This window comes from uncultured Vagococcus sp. (assembly GCF_963518325.1).
In the GTDB taxonomy this organism is placed as follows: Bacteria; Bacillota; Bacilli; order Lactobacillales; family Vagococcaceae; genus Vagococcus_D.
In genome coordinates this window covers 1-19,188 of sequence record NZ_CAUQJB010000052.1, presented here as the reverse complement: position 1 = coordinate 19,188, position 19,188 = coordinate 1, and the positions used below count along the sequence as shown (strand labels likewise).

The following is a 19,188-nucleotide window of genomic DNA, read 5'->3' as shown; positions in this document are numbered from 1 at the left end:
TGGATGTTTTGGTTATGGTTGATGAAATAAAACTTATTATTGTTCGGAAGAATAAAAAGGAGGGATTAGATGGTGATAAAAACGCCTGTAAGTAATGAAGCAAGAAGTTATGTGCGAAAGTTATTAAAAGACCATCCAGCTAATAAAGCTCAAAAAGAAATGATGGAAGAAGCTTTGAGGGTTCCGTATAAAGAAAATGACGAAAATACAGGTGGGGTAAGATCAAGTCGGATTAGCAATCCGGTCGAGGATGAGTATATGAGGGTGTGGACTAACAGAGATTTTTTAACGATGGTTGATGAAGTCGAAGCCATTGAGAGAGTCCTAAATAAGGTTACCGATAAAACTTCTCTAGATATCATCAGACAGCGTTATTTTGAATTAGAAACTATCGCTGAAGGAAAAAAAAGAATGCAATCATGGGCTAAAGTATCGATGACAGTTAAAGGAACAACGGAGGATACTTGCCGGAAAATTGAAAAAGCTATTGTCGATAGAATTGCTAAAGAATTGGCATTGAGATAGAAACGGCGGTGAATAAGCTCGAAAAATGATTACCGTTTCTTGCTCCATAATCGTGTTAATATTGTATTATCAGGTAGTTAGGTAATAGCGGAAATGCTAGATTTAACTATGTCCACCACAAGCAAACCAACTCCATTTCGAAAGCACACCTCCTTTTATTTGATAGCAATGCGCTTGTGGTGGTTTTTCATGAGATATAGCTCAGTTGGTAGAGCACCTGACTGTAAATCAGGTTGTCACAGGTTCGAAGTCTGTTATCTCGGTCAGGACTATAAACATCGTGCTTAATTGCATGGTGTTTTTTTATACTATTAATTTAAGGCAGGTGATTCAAATAAAAAAATGGACAGAAGAAATGTTTAATAGAGCTATTGAATTAAAAAATAGTGGGTGCACGAGTAGAGAAGTGGCAGCAATTTTAAACCATGAGTTTGGTTGTGAGCTAACTGTGATGGCTATTAATAAAAAGTTTTCCAATGAAAAGCGTCGGAAGTCTAACGTTGAATTGCCTGGTCTTGATAAACAGTCTTCAATAACAATTAATAATGACGGAACACAAGTAAGCCATATTCAAATAAGAATGACAACAGAGCAATCAAAGAGCCCTTCATATGTTTTACTAGCTCACGGCTATAATCCTATGCTTTGGACATTAGATAAGGCAATAAATAATATCTGGGGACAGAAAATAGGAGAGGAACCTTTATATCAGAGTAAGATATTTGTCAGGCCTATTAAGAATGGGCTTGACTATGAAGAATTATTCAAAGAGTTAACAAATAATCTCAAACCATATGAACCTAAACAGAAAGGAGTAACTGGTAATGAATACCTAGTTATTCCTATTTTTGATTTCCATTTTGGGAATGCTACATTTGAAGATTATGAACTTCCTCTTCTTAAAACACATAAAAAGATCAGCAATGGCTATAAGAAGATACTGGTCATATTAGGCGGCGATTTATTACACAATGATAACCATAGAGGGACCACATCTAGCGGAACAATTATAGACAAAGTTGATATGGAAGCTGCTTGGAAGTCAGCGGTAAAGTATATTGACTCAATTATTGGAAAAGCTGCAGAACACGCTGAGTGTGTGGAAGTTGTTTACATCCCTGGTAATCACGATGAGATAACTGGCCAAACGGTCGCTCTAACTCTTGAAATGCTCCACAGCAAACAATCGAACGTGGACTTTCAAACTGATAAGGAAATGTTTAAAGCAACATTGTTAGGACATAACTTTATTGGCATGACTCATGGAGATAAATCAACATGGAAAAAGTATCACGCTAAGTTCTCGATTATCTTTAGTCATTTATGGGGAGCGGAAGGAGTAATCACTAGAGAAGCTTTTACAGGTCACCTGCACCACGAGGCGTATAAGGATATTGACGGCTTTATGATCAGGCAAGCACCGACGAGAGCGCCTATTGATGGCTACCACCGAGATAATGCGTTTGATATGTCGCATAAGCGGTTCTTTCTAATTGAGTATGACGAGTATGTGCCTATCGGCGTGTATTACGTGTAGGTGGTGAGACTGATGACAAACTACTGGTACTTATCCAGAAATCACGAATACCCGAAACCTAGTTGGCATGTAAAAAGTGTCCAACTTAATAAGTACGGATCAATCATTGAAATGGAACGTGAAGCAACTGAAAACGAGCTGTTTATTTGCGACCTTGTTTATTTAGGTAAAGGGCAATGGAATGACGAACATATTCAAAATAAGTATGAGGGTTATAAGAGAGGTGTGAAGTAATGAATAAAGCAAAATTGATTATTACGCCGGATAAAGAATTTGTCCAGGTGTATAAGGAGAGACTTGATAAAGAAATCAAGGGAACGGCAAAAGATAACTTCCTTTCAATGGTTACAACGATTGCGGATGACGGATTGAGTATCACAGCAGTGGTCGTATCACCTGATAAAGAAAGTATTGATAATTTTGTCGGTTATCTTATTGAATTTTATGATGGGGTGGTGACTGAATAATGAATTTATACCAATTGACAATTAAAGTACCGAAGCAGTTCCATCGGGCGATTATCAATAATATTAAAGGAGACATTAAAGAGGCTACTGATAATGGGGCTTTGATAGAAAGTAACTTTGACGGGAACAAGAATAAACTATTTGTTTCGTTATCAGCCTTTTATACAGAGCCAAGATTGACTGAATTGGTAAAACACATAGAGAGTTACTACAAGGGTAGATTGATTTATAAAAACCTAATTAACAGTTAGGAGGTAACTATGAAGAACCAAGAAAAGTTTATTGAGGATATTACACAAGTATTGATTGAATCGGTAGCAGATGAGGAACAGGTAATTACGATGGCGATAAGCACTATGAAGCATTACGGTGTGACTGAATACCGATTAGGTGGTAAGCATACCAACACAGGTGAGGTTGAAACGTTCAAATTTAAGTTAACCAATGATGAGTATGAGTATACGGGCAAAGGATAATTAAGGTGGTGGTGGAAAGTGAGTAAATTGAATGTAAGGCAACAAATCTTCGCTGATGAGTACATCATCACAGGTAATGCATATCAATCAGCTTTAAAAGCTGGGTACAAAGAGAATTACGCTAAGAACGCCAGAGAGAAGTTGGTGGAAAAAGGTGGAAAAGTTTCTGAGTATATCAAAACGAAGCTAAAAGAGGTTCAAATTGAGCGGCATTTAACTATTGAAGAGGCGTTAGCTTTAACAGCTTCAATTGCTAAGGGTGAAGCGCAGAAGTTCGTGAGCAGAGAAATAGACCCGTTGACAGGTGAAGTTATTGCCGAAGAGGTTAAGGAGTTCTCTGCAGGGTTTAAGGAACGCAACCAAGCTTTAGAACATTTCTATAAGATTAACGGTGCCTTCATAGATAAACAAAAAGTTGAAATAACTGAAATGCCAGTATTTATTGATGACATAAGTGGTGAGGATGATGGCTAAAAAGTTATCGGAGTTAATACCTGAAAAATTTCATGTAATTTGGAAAGTTACTTTGAATTCAGATATCCTTAACGTTGTTTGTAAAGGTGGACGTGGGTCTGGTAAGTCTTCGGATATTGCTCATGTAATTACTCAAATCCTTATGAGATTTGCTGTGAATGCTGTTGGTATTAGGTATGTTGACAATACACTTGAACAGTCTTTGTACGAGCAAATGAAGTGGGCGATAGAAGAACAGGAAGTAACTCACTTGTTCAGATTTAACAAGTCGCCATTAAAAATAACCTACAGACCTCGTGGTAACTATATGATCTTCCGTGGTGCTCAAAATCCCGAACGAATAAAGTCGTTAAAGGACGCTAAGTTTCCATTTGCTATCGGATGGATAGAAGAGTTAGGCGAGTTCAAAACAGAAGACGAAGTAACGACTATCACTAACTCCTTATTACGTGGGGAATTAGACGATGGTCTTTTTTATAAGTTTTTTTACAGCTACAACCCACCTAAAAGAAAACAATCGTGGGTTAACAAGAAGTATGAGAGCTCATTTCAACCACCAAACACGCTGGTTCATCATTCGACATACAAAGATAACCCTTTTATATCTAAAGAATTTCTAAGCGAGGTGGCGGCATCTAGGAGCCGAAATAAACTACGTGCCGAATGGGAGTATGACGGAAAGGCAATTGGTTCGGGTGTAGTGCCGTTTGATAATCTTCAAGTGGTTGCTGGGTCAATCACAGATGAAATGGTTGCTGACTTTGATAATATCCGACAGGGTATCGATTACGGTTACGCAACGGACCCATTAGCTTTTGTTAGGTGGCATTATGATAAGAAACGTAATTGTATTTATGCTATCGATGAATTATATGAGGTTAAATGCAGTAACAGGCGTGCCGCCCAATGGATAAAAGGAAACAAATACGATTATCAAGACATTTATGCGGAGGTAGAACCAAAATCAAATGCCGAAATGAGAGAAGAACACGGCATAAAACGATTATACCAGGTTAAAAAGGGTCCAGATAGCGTTGAATATGGCGAAAAGTGGCTTGATGATTTGGATGTAATATACATTGACCCGCTAAGAACGCCTAATATTGCGAGGGAGTTTGAAAATATTGACTATCAAACTGATAAAGATGGCAACCCTAAAGCGAGACTTGAGGATAAAGACAACCATGCTATTGATTCAACTCGGTATGCATTTTCAGGAGATATGACTAAACAAGCAGATCCGGTTGATGTTAAGGAAACGATCAACCTCATGAAAAAAATATTTTAAGGATAGGGGTGATTAGGTGGAAGAAGTAATTGAGCTGTTAGGTGGTCATAGATTTGATGATGAGGCTACCAAGATATACAAAGTTCCTGTAAATGAGTTAGAGACTGTTCAAATGATTAATAATGGAACTGGGAACATTGAGACTCACATTGATTTTAGGGCACAAAGCTTTATTGATGTTGTGATTGGATTTATTACCCATCATAAAGAACGGCAGCTGCCTAGATTGAAACAGTTGAAGCGATATAGCTTGGCTGATAACAATATCAAGTACCGACCTAAAAAGAGTGATACAAGAGCAGATAACAGAATAGCTAGTGATTTCGCCAAGTTTATCGTCTCCTTCAAGCGAGGAGTCCTAGTCGGCAATCCGATAGAGTACAATGGTGACGAAGTAATTACTCAAAAAGTAGAAGATTTTTCTACAAGGGTTAACGAAGCATACCACAATCAACTCATGGCGGATGATGTTTTTACATATGGATGGGGTTTTGAATTAGTTGATAGGAATGTTAATGGAGAAGAAGTTGTCAACAAACTTGATGTTTTTGAGACATTTGTTATATATGATACGAGTGTTGACAGGAATAGCGTTTGTGGAGTTAGGTATTACACAATTGAGTTTAAAGGAAAAACTAAAACTATCGTTGAGCTATATGCTAATGATGGTTTTTTATATGTTTTGGAGTCGGAAGGTGACGATGTAAGTAAGATTGCCGTTCAAGAGGACCAGGTGAGGCAAACCTATTTTAATTCAGTTCAAATTAACGAATGGATTAACAATGAGGATAGACGAGGAGATTTTGAGCCAGTGTTGGACAACATCGATGCTTACGATTTATCTCAATCTGAAATGGCTAACTTTCAACAAGATATGTCAGAAGCGTTGCTTGTACTAGAAGGTAACCCTGACACGTTTAAGAAAACTGACGGCTCACTTGATAAAGATGCAATCGATTATAGTTTGCGAGCCAGAATGCTGATTATGGGTGACAAGAAAATGTATCCAGAAGGGCAGACGGGAACGGACCCTAAAGCTTATTACCTTAAAAAGGAATACGACACAACGGGGGTGGAGGCTTATAACGATCGTCTGGTCGCTGACATGCTAAGATTTACAGCTCTAATTGATTTTACTGATGAAAATATGGGCGGCAATCAGTCTGGTGTCGGTTTTAGGTTTAAAGGATGGGGTAGCGATAACGACATTAAGAACAAGGAACGAATGGTAAAAAAAGCATTGATGAGACGTCTAAGGTTGCTGACTTATTCGTGGAGTATAAAAGAGAACTTGAATAAGCCTAGTAGGTTTAGAGATAAGGTTAAGGTTTTCTTCACGTCAGAAAGCAAGCTGAGAGATAACCTTTATGATCGTGTTAACGATATTGAGGTGTTGTTTACTCCTAACGTTCCGCAGTCAGATGAGGAAGTCATGAAGGTGATTACCGGTATGGATGCTGTTGTGTCAGAACAAACGATTTGCGAAATGGCCAGTAAGTTAACTGGTGTTCCAGCTGACGAAGAAATGAAACGTTTGAAAGCAGAATCGCCAATTGATATCGGCATTGATACAGCTTTTGATAAAACCAAAGTATCTGAGGAAGTGGAAGAAGTTGGTATAGATGGCTAACTCACAATCGTATTGGAAGAAACGAGAACAGGATCATCAACAAAAACGTATCAAAGATGAAAAGAAGCTTTTAAGACAACTAGAGAAACGGTATGTAGAAGCTTACGACGCAGTTTTAGCTGAAATAAACCAAGCTTATGCTAATTATGCTAGTAGTGAACGAATAACCATAGAAGAGGCTAAGGTGAGAGCTGATAAGGCGGACATAGTGAAATATGCTGAAAAAGCCCGTAAGTATGTAAAAGAACGGAATTTTAGTCCTCGTGCTAACTCTGAAATGCGTTTGTATAACATGACCATGAGAGTTAACCGGTTGGAATTACTAAAAACTAACATCGGACTTGAAATGGTTGATCTGTTTGACAATTTGGATAAATTTTATAGCCAAACATTAAGTGGTGAAGCTAGAACCGAATTTGAACGACAAGCTGGCATCCTATCCGAGACAGGTAATTTGAATAAAAAGACTCTAGATAGAATCGTCAATGCATCGTTTCATAATGCAACTTTCTCTGAGCGACTATGGGCTAACCAGTCTGGTTTAAAAAGTGAACTTGATAAGTTACTAGTGAGAGGTTTTACACAAGGTAAGAATCCTCGTGTGTTGGCTAGAGAGATAAAGAAAGCTTTCGGTGTCAGCAGATATGAAGCTGATAGATTATTAGTGACTGAAATGGCCCGTGTTCAACTTGAAGCTCAGAGAGAATCTTACAATGAGTTTGGATATGACGAGTACGAATATATAGCGGAACGAACTGCTTGTGATATTTGCAAACCGTTAGACGGCAAAATATTTAAAGTGAAGGACATGGAGATTGGAGAAAATGCCTATCCTATGCATCCGAACTGTCATTGTAGCACCGCCGCTCATTTCAATCGTGAAGCATGGGATAAAGATTTGAAAGCGAGGGGATTGTAACCAGTTGTTAAGAGCTATTCTTATTGTCTAAGCATTGATGACGTAAAAAGCTATGGAACGTGCAAGCATTTATCCACAATAAAAGATATGGGAAAGGAAATGAAGATTATGCCAAAGAATTTATTACGAATGAATTTGCAGTTTTTTGCTGAACCAGAAGACAAAGGGGGAGCTACACCACCTGCTGATCCTATTGAACCAGTTGAACATACAGAACCCGAAAAGAAGTACTCAGATGATGATGTAAATCGGATTATTGATGAAAAGTTCGCCAAATGGCAAGCTCAGACTGAAAAGGAAAAAGCTGAAGTTGAGAAATTAGCTAAATTAAGCGAAGACGAAAAAACCGCTTATGAAATCCAAAAACGTGATGAAAAAATCGCTGAGTATGAGCGTAAAGAAACTCTTAATAAGATGTCTGAAACTGCAAGTGAAATGTTAGCTGGAGGTGGTGTGATAGCTTCTAAGAATGTCTTAGGGTTACTTGTAACTGACGATGCCGAGACCACTTCTATCAATGTTAAAGCTTATCTGGAGGCAATTGATAACGAGCGAGAAGCGATTAAAGCGGATTTTGAAAAACGATTGGGATCAAAAGAAACACTTGGTGGAAATACTTCACTTGCAAAAGGTGAAGGGGCGTTTGGTAAAGAGTTAGCAGAACGTAATAAAACAGAAGTACCAAAGAAAACTTATTTTAAATAGGAGGAACTATTGATGGAAAAACGAACTTTCGGAAACAAGAATCAGATTTTGGCAGATGTGAGCAACTATAAAAGCTTATCGGTTGTAGTCGGTGATGCTGGCGTAACGGCGGGGGCTGATGGTAAAAAGGTTATTTTAGCAGGTACGCCTATTGGCGGCGCGGATCCTTTTGCTGCTGAACAAGCGGTACTAACATCAACGAACACAGCTGGCAACGGAGCTACTGCACATGGTGTGGCGCTACATGATATCCATTTCAACGGTAAAAATAAAGCGAACGGAACGCTACTTTATTTTGGAACAGTAAACGAATTCCGTTTCCCAAATGTCACAGTAGTTGCAGAAGCGAAAACGGCGCTAGACGGCAAAGTTTACTTTGTTAAGCGTAACAAATAAGGAAAACATAGGAGGAAATTAAAACATGGATAATATTTTTGATTTAGTTAAAGCGCCAAACGTGGCGACATATTGGATGTCAAAAGCTCAGGAGTTGGAGCCATACTTAGGGCAAGAGTTATTCCCGGACAAGAAACAGTTAGGCATGAAGTTAACATGGCTAAAAGGTAAAGTTGGTTCTCCAGTTGCTTTGCGCCCCTCTGAATTAGGTGCTGACGTAATCCCTCGTGGTCGTAAAGGGTTCGAGGAATTAATGGATAAGATGATTTTCTTTAAAGAATCTTATTATATCGATGAAGAATTGCGCCAAGAACTAAACATGGTTAATCAAACGAATAACAGCGAATATAAAAATGTTATTTTAAACCGCGTGTTCGACGATGTTGTTGATTTGTTACGTGGTGCTGCAGTACGTCGCGAAATTATGCGTATGCAATTACTAACGACTGGTAGCATTGTAATTGCTGAAAACGGACAAAATTACGATGTTGATTATGGTATGCCGGCGAACCACAAAAAGACTGTAACGGTGTCATGGGAAGACGCAGAAAAATCAGATCCGGTTCAGGATATTGAAGATGCCATTGATACCATTGTAGAAGATACTGGAGAGCGTCCTTCTCGAGCTATTTTAAATACAAAAACTTTCCGTAATTTACGCCAAAACGCAGCTATTAAGGCAACGATTCTAGGTAACAATGGTAATGCTGGTGAAGCTAAACTATCACGTCAATCTTTGATTGATTATGTGTCAGAAGAATTAGGTTTATCTATCGTTGTTTACGATAAAACTTACACTGATTCAACGGGTACTAAGAAATTCATTCCAAATGATACGTTTGTTTTACTTCCTGGTATCGATTTGGGGAATACCTGGTTTGGAACAACACCTGAAGAGTCAGATTTGATGGCTAGTCCTAATGTTGCTAACGTATCTATTGTTGATTTAGGTGTTGCGGTTACAACTATGAAGAAAGCTGATCCGGTTAACGTAGAGACGAAAGCCTCAATGATTACATTACCGTCATTCGAACAGATTGATAAAGTGTTTATCTTAACAACTAAAACACCCTAGCACCCCTCAAAACGTTGTGAGTGAGACTGACACTACGTCGGTCTCTTTTACAGCGGAATAGAGGTGCTTAGATTAACGATGGAAGGAGCTATTACATGGCGGATGTATTGAAATTATACAAAGGAAGCACCCTAGTAGATAGCGCAGAACGTGGTGGTAATGGTAAAGCTACGGTAAAAGCAACAGGTTTAACACCTAACACTGATATTCCAGTTGGTGAGTACCAGCTAGCTTGGGAAATCGACGGCGTTGAAGGCCCTAGAGTAGACTGTCCTGCAGCTAAAACTAAACCTATTGCGGTAACTGGCGTAACGATTTCGCCTAAAACAAGTTCTGCTGAAGCTGGAACGGCGGCTAATCGACAATTAACTTCAACAGTTGCACCTACAAACGCAACAAACAAGGCGGTGAGTTATGCAATCTCACCAATAACAGCTGGCTTAACAGTTAACAGTAGTGGTTTGATCGCTTGGACAACAGTTGTTCCAGCAGGGACTTATACAACGACTGTCACAACCATTGACGGCTCGAAAAAAGACACTCACGTGTTAACGTTAACTCAATCAGAAGGTTAGTCACATGGCTAGCCTTTTTAATTTCGAAAGGAGGCAGTCATGGATGAACTAGCAATACTAACAGAGGTCAAACGGTCTATAGAGATCACAGAGACCGATTTAGACCCACAATTGACAGATTTCATCAAGCGGACTATCAAACAGTTAAAAGTTAGACTTGGTTTTGTTGATGAGGTACCTACTGAACTTGATTACATCGTTACTGACGTGACTATCAAGCGGTTTAACCGCAAAGGTGACGAGGGAATGAACTCATACAGCCAAGAAGGTCAATCAATCAACTATGCCGCTTTATTAGCCGAATTTGAGGATGACATAAATGCCTGGTTAAAGAAAAAGCGTGATGAAGATAATCCGAACGCTAATCGATCGGCGGCGATGTTTGTATGAGGTATAACAAACCAGTTATTTTTATTCGTGAAACTGAAGGGAAGTACAATCCTAAAACAGGAGAGCACGAAGACTCGGTTAAACACTCTAAAACTAAACGGGCTAATGTGACAGACTTAGGCACTGACAGAAGTGTTAAGTTATTCGGTGATATAAAGGAAGGCGCTAAGGTTATTCGGCTCTTACGACCTTACAACGAGGTTTGGGACTACGTTGTGATAGATGGGCTTATTTATGAAATAACAAAGTATCGAGATACACGTTTAAGAGCTGGTTTCATTGTGCAAGAGGTGACTAAAGATGGTTAGGCGTAGTGTTAGATTTACTGGGTTGGACGCTTTAGAAAAAAAGCTGAAGCAGAATGCCACTATGAATGATGTTAAGAACGTGGTGAAAATGAATACGTCAGAACTTCAAAAGAAAATGATGCGTGACGCACCGGTAGATACTGGATTTCTTAAGCGCTCAATCATTTTTGTGGTTGCTCAATATGGACTGACAGGGAAAGTACTAATTCAGGCTGAGTATGCCCCTTACTTGATATTCGGAACACGATTTATGGCGAAACAGGATTTTGTAAGACCCAATTTCAAAGCCCAATCATTACAGTTCAAGAAAGACATGGATAGACTAGTCAAATAGGAGGTAACCAATGATTAAAACTAGAGATCAATCGATATTTGATGAAGTGTTTAAACGGTCGGAAGCATTAGGTTACACAACCTATGACTATAAACCAATGAACGAGGCCGGTTATCCTTTTGTGGAAATAGAATCAACTGACACTACACACCAACCAAACAAAACTGATGTTAAAGGGAATGTCACATTAATGTTAAATGTTTGGGGACTGCAAAAGAAACGTAAGCAAGTTTCAGACATGGCGTCTGCTATTTTTAACGAGGCGTTACAGATACGTAACACTGAAGGTTATGCGTGGCAATTAGATATCATTGGTAGCAGCATTCGCATAATTGATGATACAACAACTAATACGCCATTAAAACGAGCGATGATCACACTGGATTTCAGATTACGATAGGAGGAATTTAAATGGCATTAGAAGCAAAACAAGGCGTTGATGTAATCCTTTTGTATCGATTACTTAAGGAAGAGACAGAAAAAGCCGCATGGAAGTTAGCTTTCCAGACAGAACATGAAGTAGGTTTAAGCCGTGATTCAAATAGCTCACCTACTAAAGATGGGGCAGTACAAAGCTTATCACAATTAGAATATGATTTCTCAGCTACTTCAATTGCAGCAAAAGGGGATCCGCACATTAAGGAGCTCAAGCAGGCGTTAATTAAAGGTGAGCTCATTGAAATCTGGGAGATTGATAAATCTGAAAAGGGAACTGCAGAAAATTCAGAAAAGTTTGCGGCTACCTATTTCCAAGGTTATCTTTCAAGTTTCTCTCAAACGGCTAACTCAGAGGATGCAATGGAATTATCTTTAGAGTTTGCTATCAACGGTGTTGGCCAAGAAGGTTTCGCAACACTTACAACGGATCAAGCGGAAGTTGTCCAATATGTCTTTAAAGATACCGTTAAAGCTACACCCTAGCGTCCCCACTAATATTGTAGTGGGAACAAGCGAAACAGAATTAACTATCACAGCGGAGTAAAGGTTAGCTTATTGCTAGCCTTTTTATATTAGGAGGAAAACACATGAAATTAGTAATCAATAAAAAAACATATTCATTTAAGTTTGGGACCAAGTTTGTCAGGGAGATTGATAAGCGATTGCCGTTAGAACAAGAAGGCATCAAGTTTGGATTCGGTTTGTCAGCAAAAGTTGTTCCCGAATTACAGGGTACGAATGTTAACACACTATCTAATGTCTTGTACATGGCCAATTTAACCGAGGAAGAGTTAATAGAACAAGATGAAATTGACGATTATATCGATGAAGTAGAAGACATTGAAGCTTTATTTGACCAAGTGATGAAGGAACTGGCGGAATCAAATGCGGGAAAGTTAGCGATGCGAAACTTAAACGAGAGTTTGAAGAAAAACAAGAAGTAACGGAAAGTTCTGCTCAGACTTACGAAAACATAAAGATTTTTTCCTTCAGAAGTTTAGGTATTACTGATATTAAAGAGATCGAACGAATGACGCCCTATGAATTCGAGTTAAGAACGACGGCTTATAAGCTGAAAAGATTGGATGAAGAGTACAACTTGCATTTACAAGCTTGGTTGGCCGAACAAGTTAAAGCTTCTAAAAAAGTAGGGAAAAAAGATGTTCCATACTTTAAAAACTTTAATTCCTTCTTTGATTACCAAAAGAAGGAAAGGGAAATCCTAGGGATGGAACAACTTAGTCAGATGGGTGAAGACAAAGTTTTCGAAGAGCTATTTCGTAAAGCTAGCCTCTAAGGAAAGGAGGTAATTATTATAGAATCATATAGCATTGAAGCGATACTATCAGCTAACGATAGCGGTTTTACTAAGTCGATGGAGAATGCCAGGCGTTCCATGGGTGGATTAGATTCCGACTCACAAAAGACTGGTACATCAATAATGGATATTGCCAAAGGTATCGGCGTGTTTAAGTTAGTGGACGCTGGTATTAACATGGTGAAAGATTCAGTAGGCGGAGCTATCAAACGGTTTGACACATTGAATAACTCCACCCGTTCATTTGAGAATATGGGGTTTGCAGCAGGCGAAGTAGATAAAACCATGGAACAGCTGAAGAAAAGTATTAACGGCCTTCCGACTCCTTTAGATGCCGCTATATCCAATGTACAATTGCTCGCCTCATCAACAGACAATTTAGGTAAGTCCGAAGAAATATTTGCTGCTATGAATAATGGTATTTTGGGATTTGGTGGCACAACTGCGATGGTTGATAATGCAGTAGTTCAATTATCACAATCATTTTCAAATGGTAAGGTGGATGCTGCAACATGGAACAGCATGATCAATGCTGGATTAGGGCCTACTTTAAGCGCATTAGGTAAAACGATGGGTAAAACCACTGGAGAACTTAAAGCTGGCTTATCAGATGGTTCTATTTCTGTTGAACAATTCCAAGATGCGTTGATTAATTTGAATAAAAATGGTGGTGGCGGTCTTAAATCTTTAGAAAAAATTGCTCAGGATGCGACTGGAGGTATTGGGACCGGTTTGGCCAACATGAAAACTGCAGTTACTCGTGGTATGGCTAATATTATTAGCGCAATCAACGATTCACTTAAAGATGCTAATTTAGGTGGTATAGGTAAGCTGATAGGTGAGATAGGTGCGAAGTTTGAAACTGGATTAAGTAAAGTGGCCGAATTGATACCACCTACTATTAAAACGATTGGAGATTTATATAAAAAAATCGAGCCATTCAAACCGTTAATTCTTGGAATAATCGGTTTTATCGCAACATATCAAACGGTAATGGGGACGGCTAAAAAGGCAGTTCAATTATACACAGCGGCCCAAGAAATTTTAAATGCGGTAATGAACGCAAACCCTATAGGTTTATTGATTACAGCGATTCTTATTTTGGTTGGAACTATCATGTATCTGTGGAATACCAACGAAGATTTCAGAAATGATGTTATTAAAATTTGGGAGACAATCAAAAAAGCTTTTTCTGATGCTGCTGAATGGGTTAAGAAAGCTTGGGATGGTGTTAAACAGTTCTTTTCAGATATCTGGAAGGGGCTGACCGATGGAGTAGACAATGCCGTTCAAGGAGTGAAAGACGCTTGGGGCGGAACCAAACAATGGTTTAGCGATTTATGGTCAGGTGTTAAAGGCACTTCAAAGGGTGCTTGGGATGGAATGAAAACTGGTGCTGAATCAGCGGGTAACGGTGTAAAAGACGCTTGGAAAGGCGCGAAAGATTGGTTTAAAGGCGTTGGTGAAGGGATAGCGGACGTTGTCAACACTATCAAAAAGCCATTTGAACCACTACTAACTTGGTTTAGTGGGTTGTGGGAAAGTATCAAATCCGTTGCAACTTCTTATTGGGAAATCATTAAAAGTGTCATCATGGCTCCAATTTTGGTTTTAGTAGGATTGATAACTGGTGATTTCGGACAATTAAAAGAAGACTTGATCATGATTTGGGATACGATCATGACTAACGCAGCTAATATTTTTAACACAATTAAAGATACGATAGTTGGATACGTTACAGCCTTGGTTCAAACAGCAAGTAATCTCTGGACAATCATGAGTGAGTTCGCTGTAACTAAATGGAATGAGATCAGCACGAAGGCTAAAGAAATCTGGACAAACATTCAGACTTGGTTTACTCAGACGATAGATAATATTGTTAAAGGGACAGTCCAAGGTTGGGAGAACTTGAGAAAAGGGACAATTGACGCATTTAATGCGACTATTAACTGGATTAAGACAACATGGACTAACCTGAAAACTTGGTTTATTGATACCGTTAAAGCGATTGTAACTAACGTTACTACCTGGTGGGATAACTTGAAAAAAAATACAGTTACGACGTTTAATAACATGGTGACGGGCGCTAAAAACGCGTGGACTAACCTTGTGGATAGTGTCAAAGAAACTGTCGATAAAGTTATCAGCTGGTTCACTAAATTAGGTGAAATCGACCTGTGGGAAGCTGGTAAAGCCATAATGGATGGTTTCCTAAAAGGATTAAAAGGCGCTTGGAAGAACGTTCAAGACTTTGTTGGCGGTATTGGTGATTGGATTCGGGACCATAAAGGGCCGATCAGTTATGATAAGCGGTTATTAATCCCTGCAGGTAATGCGATCATGGACAGTCTGAACAGTGGTTTGCTAACCGGGTTTAAACAGGTTAAGAGTACCGTTGGCGGAATGGCTGACGATATCGCTAATTCATTTGGTGCAAGAGTTGCAATGCCTGCTCTTGATGGATTCGATAGTGCAGTTGGAAAGAGCATGACAAGCAGTATTAACGCTAATAGTGAGCTTCTGGTAAATAGCAGCAAGCAATCATTAAAACTAGATGTGCATTTAGGTAATCAAGTTTTAGAGAAGTTTGTAGACGATGTATCGCAAACTCAAGGCGGAGAAATTGATATTGTGTTTTCATTTTAGGAAAGGAGTGATGATTTGTATCATTTTGAAGATACTACAATACGAGAGTGCCGTCGTAGTCCTAAATTGCCAAACTCGGCAATGAACTATGATGGTATTTTTTTTGAAGAAGCAATTAAAGGTTATCGCACTTTATCAGTAAGTGGCCGTGAAATGTTGGCTGTTAATTTAGAAGTAGATAATATTAATGTCGGTTCTGTCATAGCCAATCAAACACTCCCTCCTAGAGTGTTGACAATCAATTACATGATTACGAATAATGACCCAGAAATGATTATGTTTAATTACAGATGGTTGATGGAGTACGTGTTAAGGGAAAACGATGTACCAATTTACTTTAATGATGAGCGAGATTTAATTTATAAAGGGCGATATTCTTCAACAGCTGATGTGCCGGGGGATTCCTATTCATTTATTTCTAGTTTTGATATCTATTGTCAGGACCCAAGGAAACATACCCGAATATTTGAAACAGATGGTTACATTGGTGGTAGATTGCCATTTAAAACTAGGCCATTAAATATGTCTGTCACTATTGCAAGGCAGGGTCCGCTAACAATAACAGATGGCGTTAAGACTATCTCAATGTCAGGGACAAATTTCAAAATTGGTGACGTAGTCGAAGTAGATTTTTCAGAAAGATGGGGCCGCATATTGGTAAACGGAGTCAACAAGACAGTTTTATTAGACCTTACAAGTGACTTCGAAAACTTTTATCTCCACAATGAGCAGATAATTACATCAAGTAACGGTCCTATAACTATTAAATATAGAGAGGTGAGTATGTGAGCGAAAGTGTTTATTTTTTTGATGACAACCAACATTTGATACTAACCGCATTTGGTGACCAGTTACTTCGTTGCACCCAAGACAAGGAGATTAAAGACGATAAGTCAATATTGATTACCGATGTATTAACTGTGGCTACCGTTTATGAGGAGTCGATTAAAGATGCTGCTTACATGGCGGTAAAAGAACTTGATGATGAATTTTCGATGTATCGCATATTAAAGATATCTGAACCGGACAATACTTTGTCATTTATTGGTGTAAACTTTGGGCCAGACGAGTTACACGGATCAATTGTAAAAGATATTAGACCATCTAATGAATCTATGAGATCAATTGCTACAAGATTACTTGAAGGCACAGGATGGCGACTAGGACACGTAGACAGCACATTGAAGGCTGTTAGCGGGTCTTTTTATTATATATCGGTCAAGGAATCACTGAAGTATTTGCAGACACTTGGTTGCGAAATATTATTCAAGTGCACAATTGAAGGGGACGGCGTTACAGATAAGTGGATTGAGGTTTATAAACAAATTGGCGTCGCTAGTAATCACCGTTTCACTTATGGCGAAACCGCATTGTCTGTGGTAAAAGAGCAAGATCGTAGCCAAGTATTTACTTCTTTAATTGGCCGAGGTCGTGGTGAAGAGGTCGGGGACGGATATGGTCGTAGGTTAGAGTTTGCAGATGTTGAGTGGAAGAAGTCTTCAGGTGATCCATTTGATAAGCCGAAAGGTCAAAATTGGTTGGAAACACCTGAAATGACTGCTCTTTATGGCATTCCCACTAAAACAGGCATGAAGAAGCGTGAGCAAGTTGTCATCTTTGAAGATATCGAAAATCCTAAAGAATTACTACAAGCAACTTGTGATCAGCTAATTGAAACGTCTCGTCCTTTAACTCAATTCAAAACAACTGTTTTGGGTGGTGACGCCATCGGCAATACGGTAACAATTAACCGGTATGACCGAGATTATCACTATCGTGCTAGAGTCTTTAAAACGAGCTTAGACAGGCTTACAGGTCGTGTCTATTCAGAGTTAGGTGATAACATAAACAAGACGTCTAGCGATAGAGTAGTGGCCAATGAAATGGGATTAACTGTATTAGATAAGTCTAAAATGTCATTCTATGAAACGACTGAAACATCTAAGTATCAATCAGATATTATCCGTGGTGCTAAAGGTGGATCTATCTTATTAATGAATCCAGAAGACACAGGGCAAGGAAACTCACGAGAGCCTTATCAAATGGTTTGGATGAATGGGCAGTCACTGGATACTAGTGATCACTTCCTAGTAGCTAACAGCGAGGGAATTGGTTTTATAGACGGCGACTTTAACATGAGCAAGTTCAAAACAGCGTGGACTATTGACGGGACCTTTAATGCTGATTACATTAGAGCTGGGGTGATTAGAGCCGGTATTTTTGAAAGCTCGTTTAATGGAACTGGTGACACTTTAAGACTAGTAAACGGATTGCTTCAAATTTGGAATGCAAGCCGAAAGATTATGGAATTAACAAAAAAAGGGCTTGAGTTTTGGCGAGGTAGTGAGGGAATAGGTGAAATAGGCACTACAGGAGAATTACCTGATTGGGTAGCAGGATATAGTGGACCTACCGATAGAGCAATTCAAGTAAAGCTTAACGGCGGGGATTTTATTAAGGTTTTCAATGAAAGTGACGACGGTTTATATATACCTGCAAGGAAACACATCACAGGAGAAAATAGCACGAGAGTTACTTTGTTTGGCCAAGATGGGATTGACCTTATGGGAACAGGTACCTCAGGAGTTTCTCTTACAAAAAAAGGTGTGGAAATAATGGGTAAGTTATTTGTGGGAGGACAAGAAGTTACTCCAGGAGGGCAAGGTGGTGGCGGTTGGAACGGTCAATATCCGCCAGAAATCACTACTCAGGCTGAAAAATACGCTTGGCAATTGTGGATGACTCTTTTACCTCTAGGATATAGTAAAGCATCTATTGCAGGTATTTTAGGTAACGTACAAGGTGAAGTTGGGCCAAGCATGAATCCCGATACTGCTCAAAGTGGTGGAGCTGGTCCCGGGTATGGAGCTGTCCAATGGGATGGTTCTGCTTATCCGTTAGTGGGTAGCCCGACATGGAACGGCCGTGAGTATGTACAGCGGCTAATGAATGCAGCAAGTATAACAGAAAGTTATGTCACGATGGTTGCACAAGGAAAATTGATTGATTGGTGTATGTTTAATGGTCAGTGGATTGGCGCCGTATCACCTACGACAGTAGCTGGTTTTAAAGCTGAGACAAGCGCAGCAAATGCGGCGTTAGCATTCGAATTGAACTTTGAAAGACCAGCATCAGCACATCCGGAACGACAAGGGTGGGCCATTGAATGGTATAACAAGTTTGTAAACTTAGTGCCACCGACTAGTTCAGGCGAATTTATGAAACCTTTGGACGCACCTGTAATTATTACGAGTGAGTTTGGATGGCGAGAAAGCCCAACTGGTGGCGGACAAGAATTACACAATGGAATAGATTTAGTGAATAACAACAATTCAGCCCCTATCTACGCTAGCAATAGTGGGACAGTGGTTTTTTCTGCGAACGGTTGGAACGGTGGATATGGTAATTATATTATCATTCAGCACAAACCAAATCTTTTCACGGGTTATGGACACAACTCACAGTTGTTGGTTAGTGTAGGCGCAACAGTAACGAAAGGTCAGAAAATCGCCATTATTGGTGAATCTGGTAACGTGACAGGCATTCACACGCATTTTCAGTTTATGGAAGGTACAGATATGTGGAGCGGTCACGTAAACCCGAGGAATTACATTGATTTCTAGGGTGATTAATATATGTAGCAATAGAAAGAAGGGAAAAAATGACTGAATATAAAATGGACCTAAG

General features: G+C 39.2%; 24 protein-coding genes and 1 tRNA gene. All 25 read left to right on the top strand.

From position 1 onward, the window contains the following. Window positions 1-69: 69 nt before the first annotated feature. The 25 genes from RWN13_RS22750 (at window position 70) to RWN13_RS22630 (ending at window position 19,124) form a co-directional block, all read left to right on the top strand. Window positions 70-525, top strand: coding sequence for a hypothetical protein (locus RWN13_RS22750; protein ID WP_314068368.1), 456 nt, complete (start codon window positions 70-72; stop codon window positions 523-525). 190 nt (window positions 526-715) lie between these two features. Then, window positions 716-788: transfer RNA gene (locus RWN13_RS22745), tRNA-Tyr, on the top strand. 17 nt (window positions 789-805) lie between these two features. Then, window positions 806-2,062 carry a hypothetical protein gene (locus RWN13_RS22740; protein ID WP_314068366.1) on the top strand — a complete coding sequence of 419 codons (1,257 nt, stop codon included), beginning with the start codon at window positions 806-808 and terminating at the stop codon, window positions 2,060-2,062. A 12-nt stretch (window positions 2,063-2,074) separates the two neighbouring features. After that, complete coding sequence (locus tag RWN13_RS22735; protein WP_314068363.1) at window positions 2,075-2,296, top strand: hypothetical protein; 222 nt, start codon at window positions 2,075-2,077, stop codon at window positions 2,294-2,296. Beyond that, window positions 2,296-2,529, top strand: a complete 234-nt coding sequence (locus RWN13_RS22730) for a hypothetical protein (protein ID WP_314068359.1) — start codon at window positions 2,296-2,298, stop codon at window positions 2,527-2,529. The genes RWN13_RS22735 and RWN13_RS22730 overlap by 1 nt, the downstream gene beginning before the upstream one ends. After that, complete coding sequence (locus tag RWN13_RS22725; RefSeq protein WP_314068357.1) at window positions 2,529-2,780, top strand: hypothetical protein; 252 nt, start codon at window positions 2,529-2,531, stop codon at window positions 2,778-2,780. The genes RWN13_RS22730 and RWN13_RS22725 overlap by 1 nt, the downstream gene beginning before the upstream one ends. Before the next feature lie 9 nt (window positions 2,781-2,789). Further along, a complete protein-coding gene (locus tag RWN13_RS22720; protein WP_314068355.1) occupies window positions 2,790-3,005 on the top strand; it encodes a hypothetical protein in 216 nt (71 codons plus the stop codon). 18 nt (window positions 3,006-3,023) lie between these two features. Beyond that, window positions 3,024-3,479: a terminase small subunit gene (locus tag RWN13_RS22715; protein WP_314068352.1), complete on the top strand. Its 456-nt coding sequence runs from the start codon at window positions 3,024-3,026 to the stop codon at window positions 3,477-3,479. Beyond that, entirely contained in the window at window positions 3,472-4,767 is a 1,296-nt protein-coding gene (locus tag RWN13_RS22710) for a PBSX family phage terminase large subunit (RefSeq protein ID WP_314068370.1), read from the top strand. The genes RWN13_RS22715 and RWN13_RS22710 overlap by 8 nt, the downstream gene beginning before the upstream one ends. A gap of 16 nt (window positions 4,768-4,783) precedes the next feature. Beyond that, the gene (locus RWN13_RS22705; RefSeq protein ID WP_314068350.1) at window positions 4,784-6,397 is read left to right on the top strand and encodes a phage portal protein; all 1,614 of its coding nucleotides are present in this window, start codon (window positions 4,784-4,786) and stop codon (window positions 6,395-6,397) included. Beyond that, window positions 6,390-7,316 carry a minor capsid protein gene (locus RWN13_RS22700; RefSeq protein ID WP_314068347.1) on the top strand — a complete coding sequence of 309 codons (927 nt, stop codon included), beginning with the start codon at window positions 6,390-6,392 and terminating at the stop codon, window positions 7,314-7,316. Before RWN13_RS22705 ends, RWN13_RS22700 begins: the two co-directional genes overlap by 8 nt. Window positions 7,317-7,424: 108 nt before the next feature. Then, window positions 7,425-8,021 carry a DUF4355 domain-containing protein gene (locus RWN13_RS22695; RefSeq protein WP_314068346.1) on the top strand — a complete coding sequence of 199 codons (597 nt, stop codon included), beginning with the start codon at window positions 7,425-7,427 and terminating at the stop codon, window positions 8,019-8,021. Between the two features lie 12 nt (window positions 8,022-8,033). Then, window positions 8,034-8,417 carry a hypothetical protein gene (locus tag RWN13_RS22690; protein WP_314068343.1) on the top strand — a complete coding sequence of 128 codons (384 nt, stop codon included), beginning with the start codon at window positions 8,034-8,036 and terminating at the stop codon, window positions 8,415-8,417. Window positions 8,418-8,442: 25 nt separating this feature from the next. Beyond that, a complete protein-coding gene (locus RWN13_RS22685) occupies window positions 8,443-9,492 on the top strand; it encodes a major capsid protein (RefSeq protein WP_314068340.1) in 1,050 nt (349 codons plus the stop codon). Between the two features lie 95 nt (window positions 9,493-9,587). After that, the gene (locus tag RWN13_RS22680) at window positions 9,588-10,067 is read left to right on the top strand and encodes a phage tail protein (RefSeq protein WP_314068337.1); all 480 of its coding nucleotides are present in this window, start codon (window positions 9,588-9,590) and stop codon (window positions 10,065-10,067) included. 39 nt (window positions 10,068-10,106) lie between these two features. Continuing rightward, complete coding sequence (locus RWN13_RS22675; protein WP_314068333.1) at window positions 10,107-10,457, top strand: phage head-tail connector protein; 351 nt, start codon at window positions 10,107-10,109, stop codon at window positions 10,455-10,457. Next, window positions 10,454-10,765: a hypothetical protein gene (locus RWN13_RS22670; protein ID WP_314068331.1), complete on the top strand. Its 312-nt coding sequence runs from the start codon at window positions 10,454-10,456 to the stop codon at window positions 10,763-10,765. Before RWN13_RS22675 ends, RWN13_RS22670 begins: the two co-directional genes overlap by 4 nt. Then, window positions 10,758-11,099 (top strand): HK97-gp10 family putative phage morphogenesis protein, encoded by a 342-nt coding sequence (locus RWN13_RS22665; RefSeq protein WP_314068328.1) that lies wholly within the window; start codon window positions 10,758-10,760, stop codon window positions 11,097-11,099. Before RWN13_RS22670 ends, RWN13_RS22665 begins: the two co-directional genes overlap by 8 nt. Window positions 11,100-11,109: 10 nt before the next feature. Then, window positions 11,110-11,499: a phage capsid protein gene (locus tag RWN13_RS22660; protein WP_314068325.1), complete on the top strand. Its 390-nt coding sequence runs from the start codon at window positions 11,110-11,112 to the stop codon at window positions 11,497-11,499. An 11-nt stretch (window positions 11,500-11,510) separates the two neighbouring features. Next, window positions 11,511-12,020 (top strand): phage major tail protein, TP901-1 family, encoded by a 510-nt coding sequence (locus RWN13_RS22655; protein ID WP_314068323.1) that lies wholly within the window; start codon window positions 11,511-11,513, stop codon window positions 12,018-12,020. A 104-nt stretch (window positions 12,021-12,124) separates the two neighbouring features. After that, window positions 12,125-12,481: a tail assembly chaperone gene (locus RWN13_RS22650; protein ID WP_314068322.1), complete on the top strand. Its 357-nt coding sequence runs from the start codon at window positions 12,125-12,127 to the stop codon at window positions 12,479-12,481. An 86-nt stretch (window positions 12,482-12,567) separates the two neighbouring features. Further along, entirely contained in the window at window positions 12,568-12,834 is a 267-nt protein-coding gene (locus tag RWN13_RS22645; protein WP_314068321.1) for a hypothetical protein, read from the top strand. Window positions 12,835-12,933: 99 nt separating this feature from the next. After that, complete coding sequence (locus tag RWN13_RS22640; RefSeq protein WP_314068318.1) at window positions 12,934-15,501, top strand: tape measure protein; 2,568 nt, start codon at window positions 12,934-12,936, stop codon at window positions 15,499-15,501. A 15-nt stretch (window positions 15,502-15,516) separates the two neighbouring features. Next, complete coding sequence (locus RWN13_RS22635) at window positions 15,517-16,290, top strand: distal tail protein Dit (protein ID WP_314068315.1); 774 nt, start codon at window positions 15,517-15,519, stop codon at window positions 16,288-16,290. Further along, on the top strand, window positions 16,287-19,124 hold the full coding sequence (locus tag RWN13_RS22630; protein ID WP_314068313.1) for a phage tail spike protein: 2,838 nt from the start codon (window positions 16,287-16,289) through the stop codon (window positions 19,122-19,124). Before RWN13_RS22635 ends, RWN13_RS22630 begins: the two co-directional genes overlap by 4 nt. The last annotated feature ends 64 nt before the right edge of the window (window positions 19,125-19,188 follow it).

What these genes read in the sequence shown, in the direction of transcription:
- RWN13_RS22750 (WP_314068368.1), top strand. Translation starts at nt 70, where the DNA reads ATGGTGATAAAAACGCCTGTAAGTAATGAAGCAAGAAGTTATGTGCGA.
- RWN13_RS22735 (WP_314068363.1), top strand. Translation starts at nt 2,075, where the DNA reads ATGACAAACTACTGGTACTTATCCAGAAATCACGAATACCCGAAACCT.
- RWN13_RS22730 (WP_314068359.1), top strand. Translation starts at nt 2,296, where the DNA reads ATGAATAAAGCAAAATTGATTATTACGCCGGATAAAGAATTTGTCCAG.
- RWN13_RS22725 (WP_314068357.1), top strand. Translation starts at nt 2,529, where the DNA reads ATGAATTTATACCAATTGACAATTAAAGTACCGAAGCAGTTCCATCGG.
- RWN13_RS22720 (WP_314068355.1), top strand. Translation starts at nt 2,790, where the DNA reads ATGAAGAACCAAGAAAAGTTTATTGAGGATATTACACAAGTATTGATT.
- RWN13_RS22710 (WP_314068370.1), top strand. Translation starts at nt 3,472, where the DNA reads ATGGCTAAAAAGTTATCGGAGTTAATACCTGAAAAATTTCATGTAATT.
- RWN13_RS22700 (WP_314068347.1), top strand. Translation starts at nt 6,390, where the DNA reads ATGGCTAACTCACAATCGTATTGGAAGAAACGAGAACAGGATCATCAA.
- RWN13_RS22695 (WP_314068346.1), top strand. Translation starts at nt 7,425, where the DNA reads ATGCCAAAGAATTTATTACGAATGAATTTGCAGTTTTTTGCTGAACCA.
- RWN13_RS22690 (WP_314068343.1), top strand. Translation starts at nt 8,034, where the DNA reads ATGGAAAAACGAACTTTCGGAAACAAGAATCAGATTTTGGCAGATGTG.
- RWN13_RS22685 (WP_314068340.1), top strand. Translation starts at nt 8,443, where the DNA reads ATGGATAATATTTTTGATTTAGTTAAAGCGCCAAACGTGGCGACATAT.
- RWN13_RS22680 (WP_314068337.1), top strand. Translation starts at nt 9,588, where the DNA reads ATGGCGGATGTATTGAAATTATACAAAGGAAGCACCCTAGTAGATAGC.
- RWN13_RS22675 (WP_314068333.1), top strand. Translation starts at nt 10,107, where the DNA reads ATGGATGAACTAGCAATACTAACAGAGGTCAAACGGTCTATAGAGATC.
- RWN13_RS22670 (WP_314068331.1), top strand. Translation starts at nt 10,454, where the DNA reads ATGAGGTATAACAAACCAGTTATTTTTATTCGTGAAACTGAAGGGAAG.
- RWN13_RS22665 (WP_314068328.1), top strand. Translation starts at nt 10,758, where the DNA reads ATGGTTAGGCGTAGTGTTAGATTTACTGGGTTGGACGCTTTAGAAAAA.
- RWN13_RS22660 (WP_314068325.1), top strand. Translation starts at nt 11,110, where the DNA reads ATGATTAAAACTAGAGATCAATCGATATTTGATGAAGTGTTTAAACGG.
- RWN13_RS22655 (WP_314068323.1), top strand. Translation starts at nt 11,511, where the DNA reads ATGGCATTAGAAGCAAAACAAGGCGTTGATGTAATCCTTTTGTATCGA.
- RWN13_RS22650 (WP_314068322.1), top strand. Translation starts at nt 12,125, where the DNA reads ATGAAATTAGTAATCAATAAAAAAACATATTCATTTAAGTTTGGGACC.
- RWN13_RS22645 (WP_314068321.1), top strand. Translation starts at nt 12,568, where the DNA reads ATGACGCCCTATGAATTCGAGTTAAGAACGACGGCTTATAAGCTGAAA.
- RWN13_RS22640 (WP_314068318.1), top strand. Translation starts at nt 12,934, where the DNA reads ATGGGTGGATTAGATTCCGACTCACAAAAGACTGGTACATCAATAATG.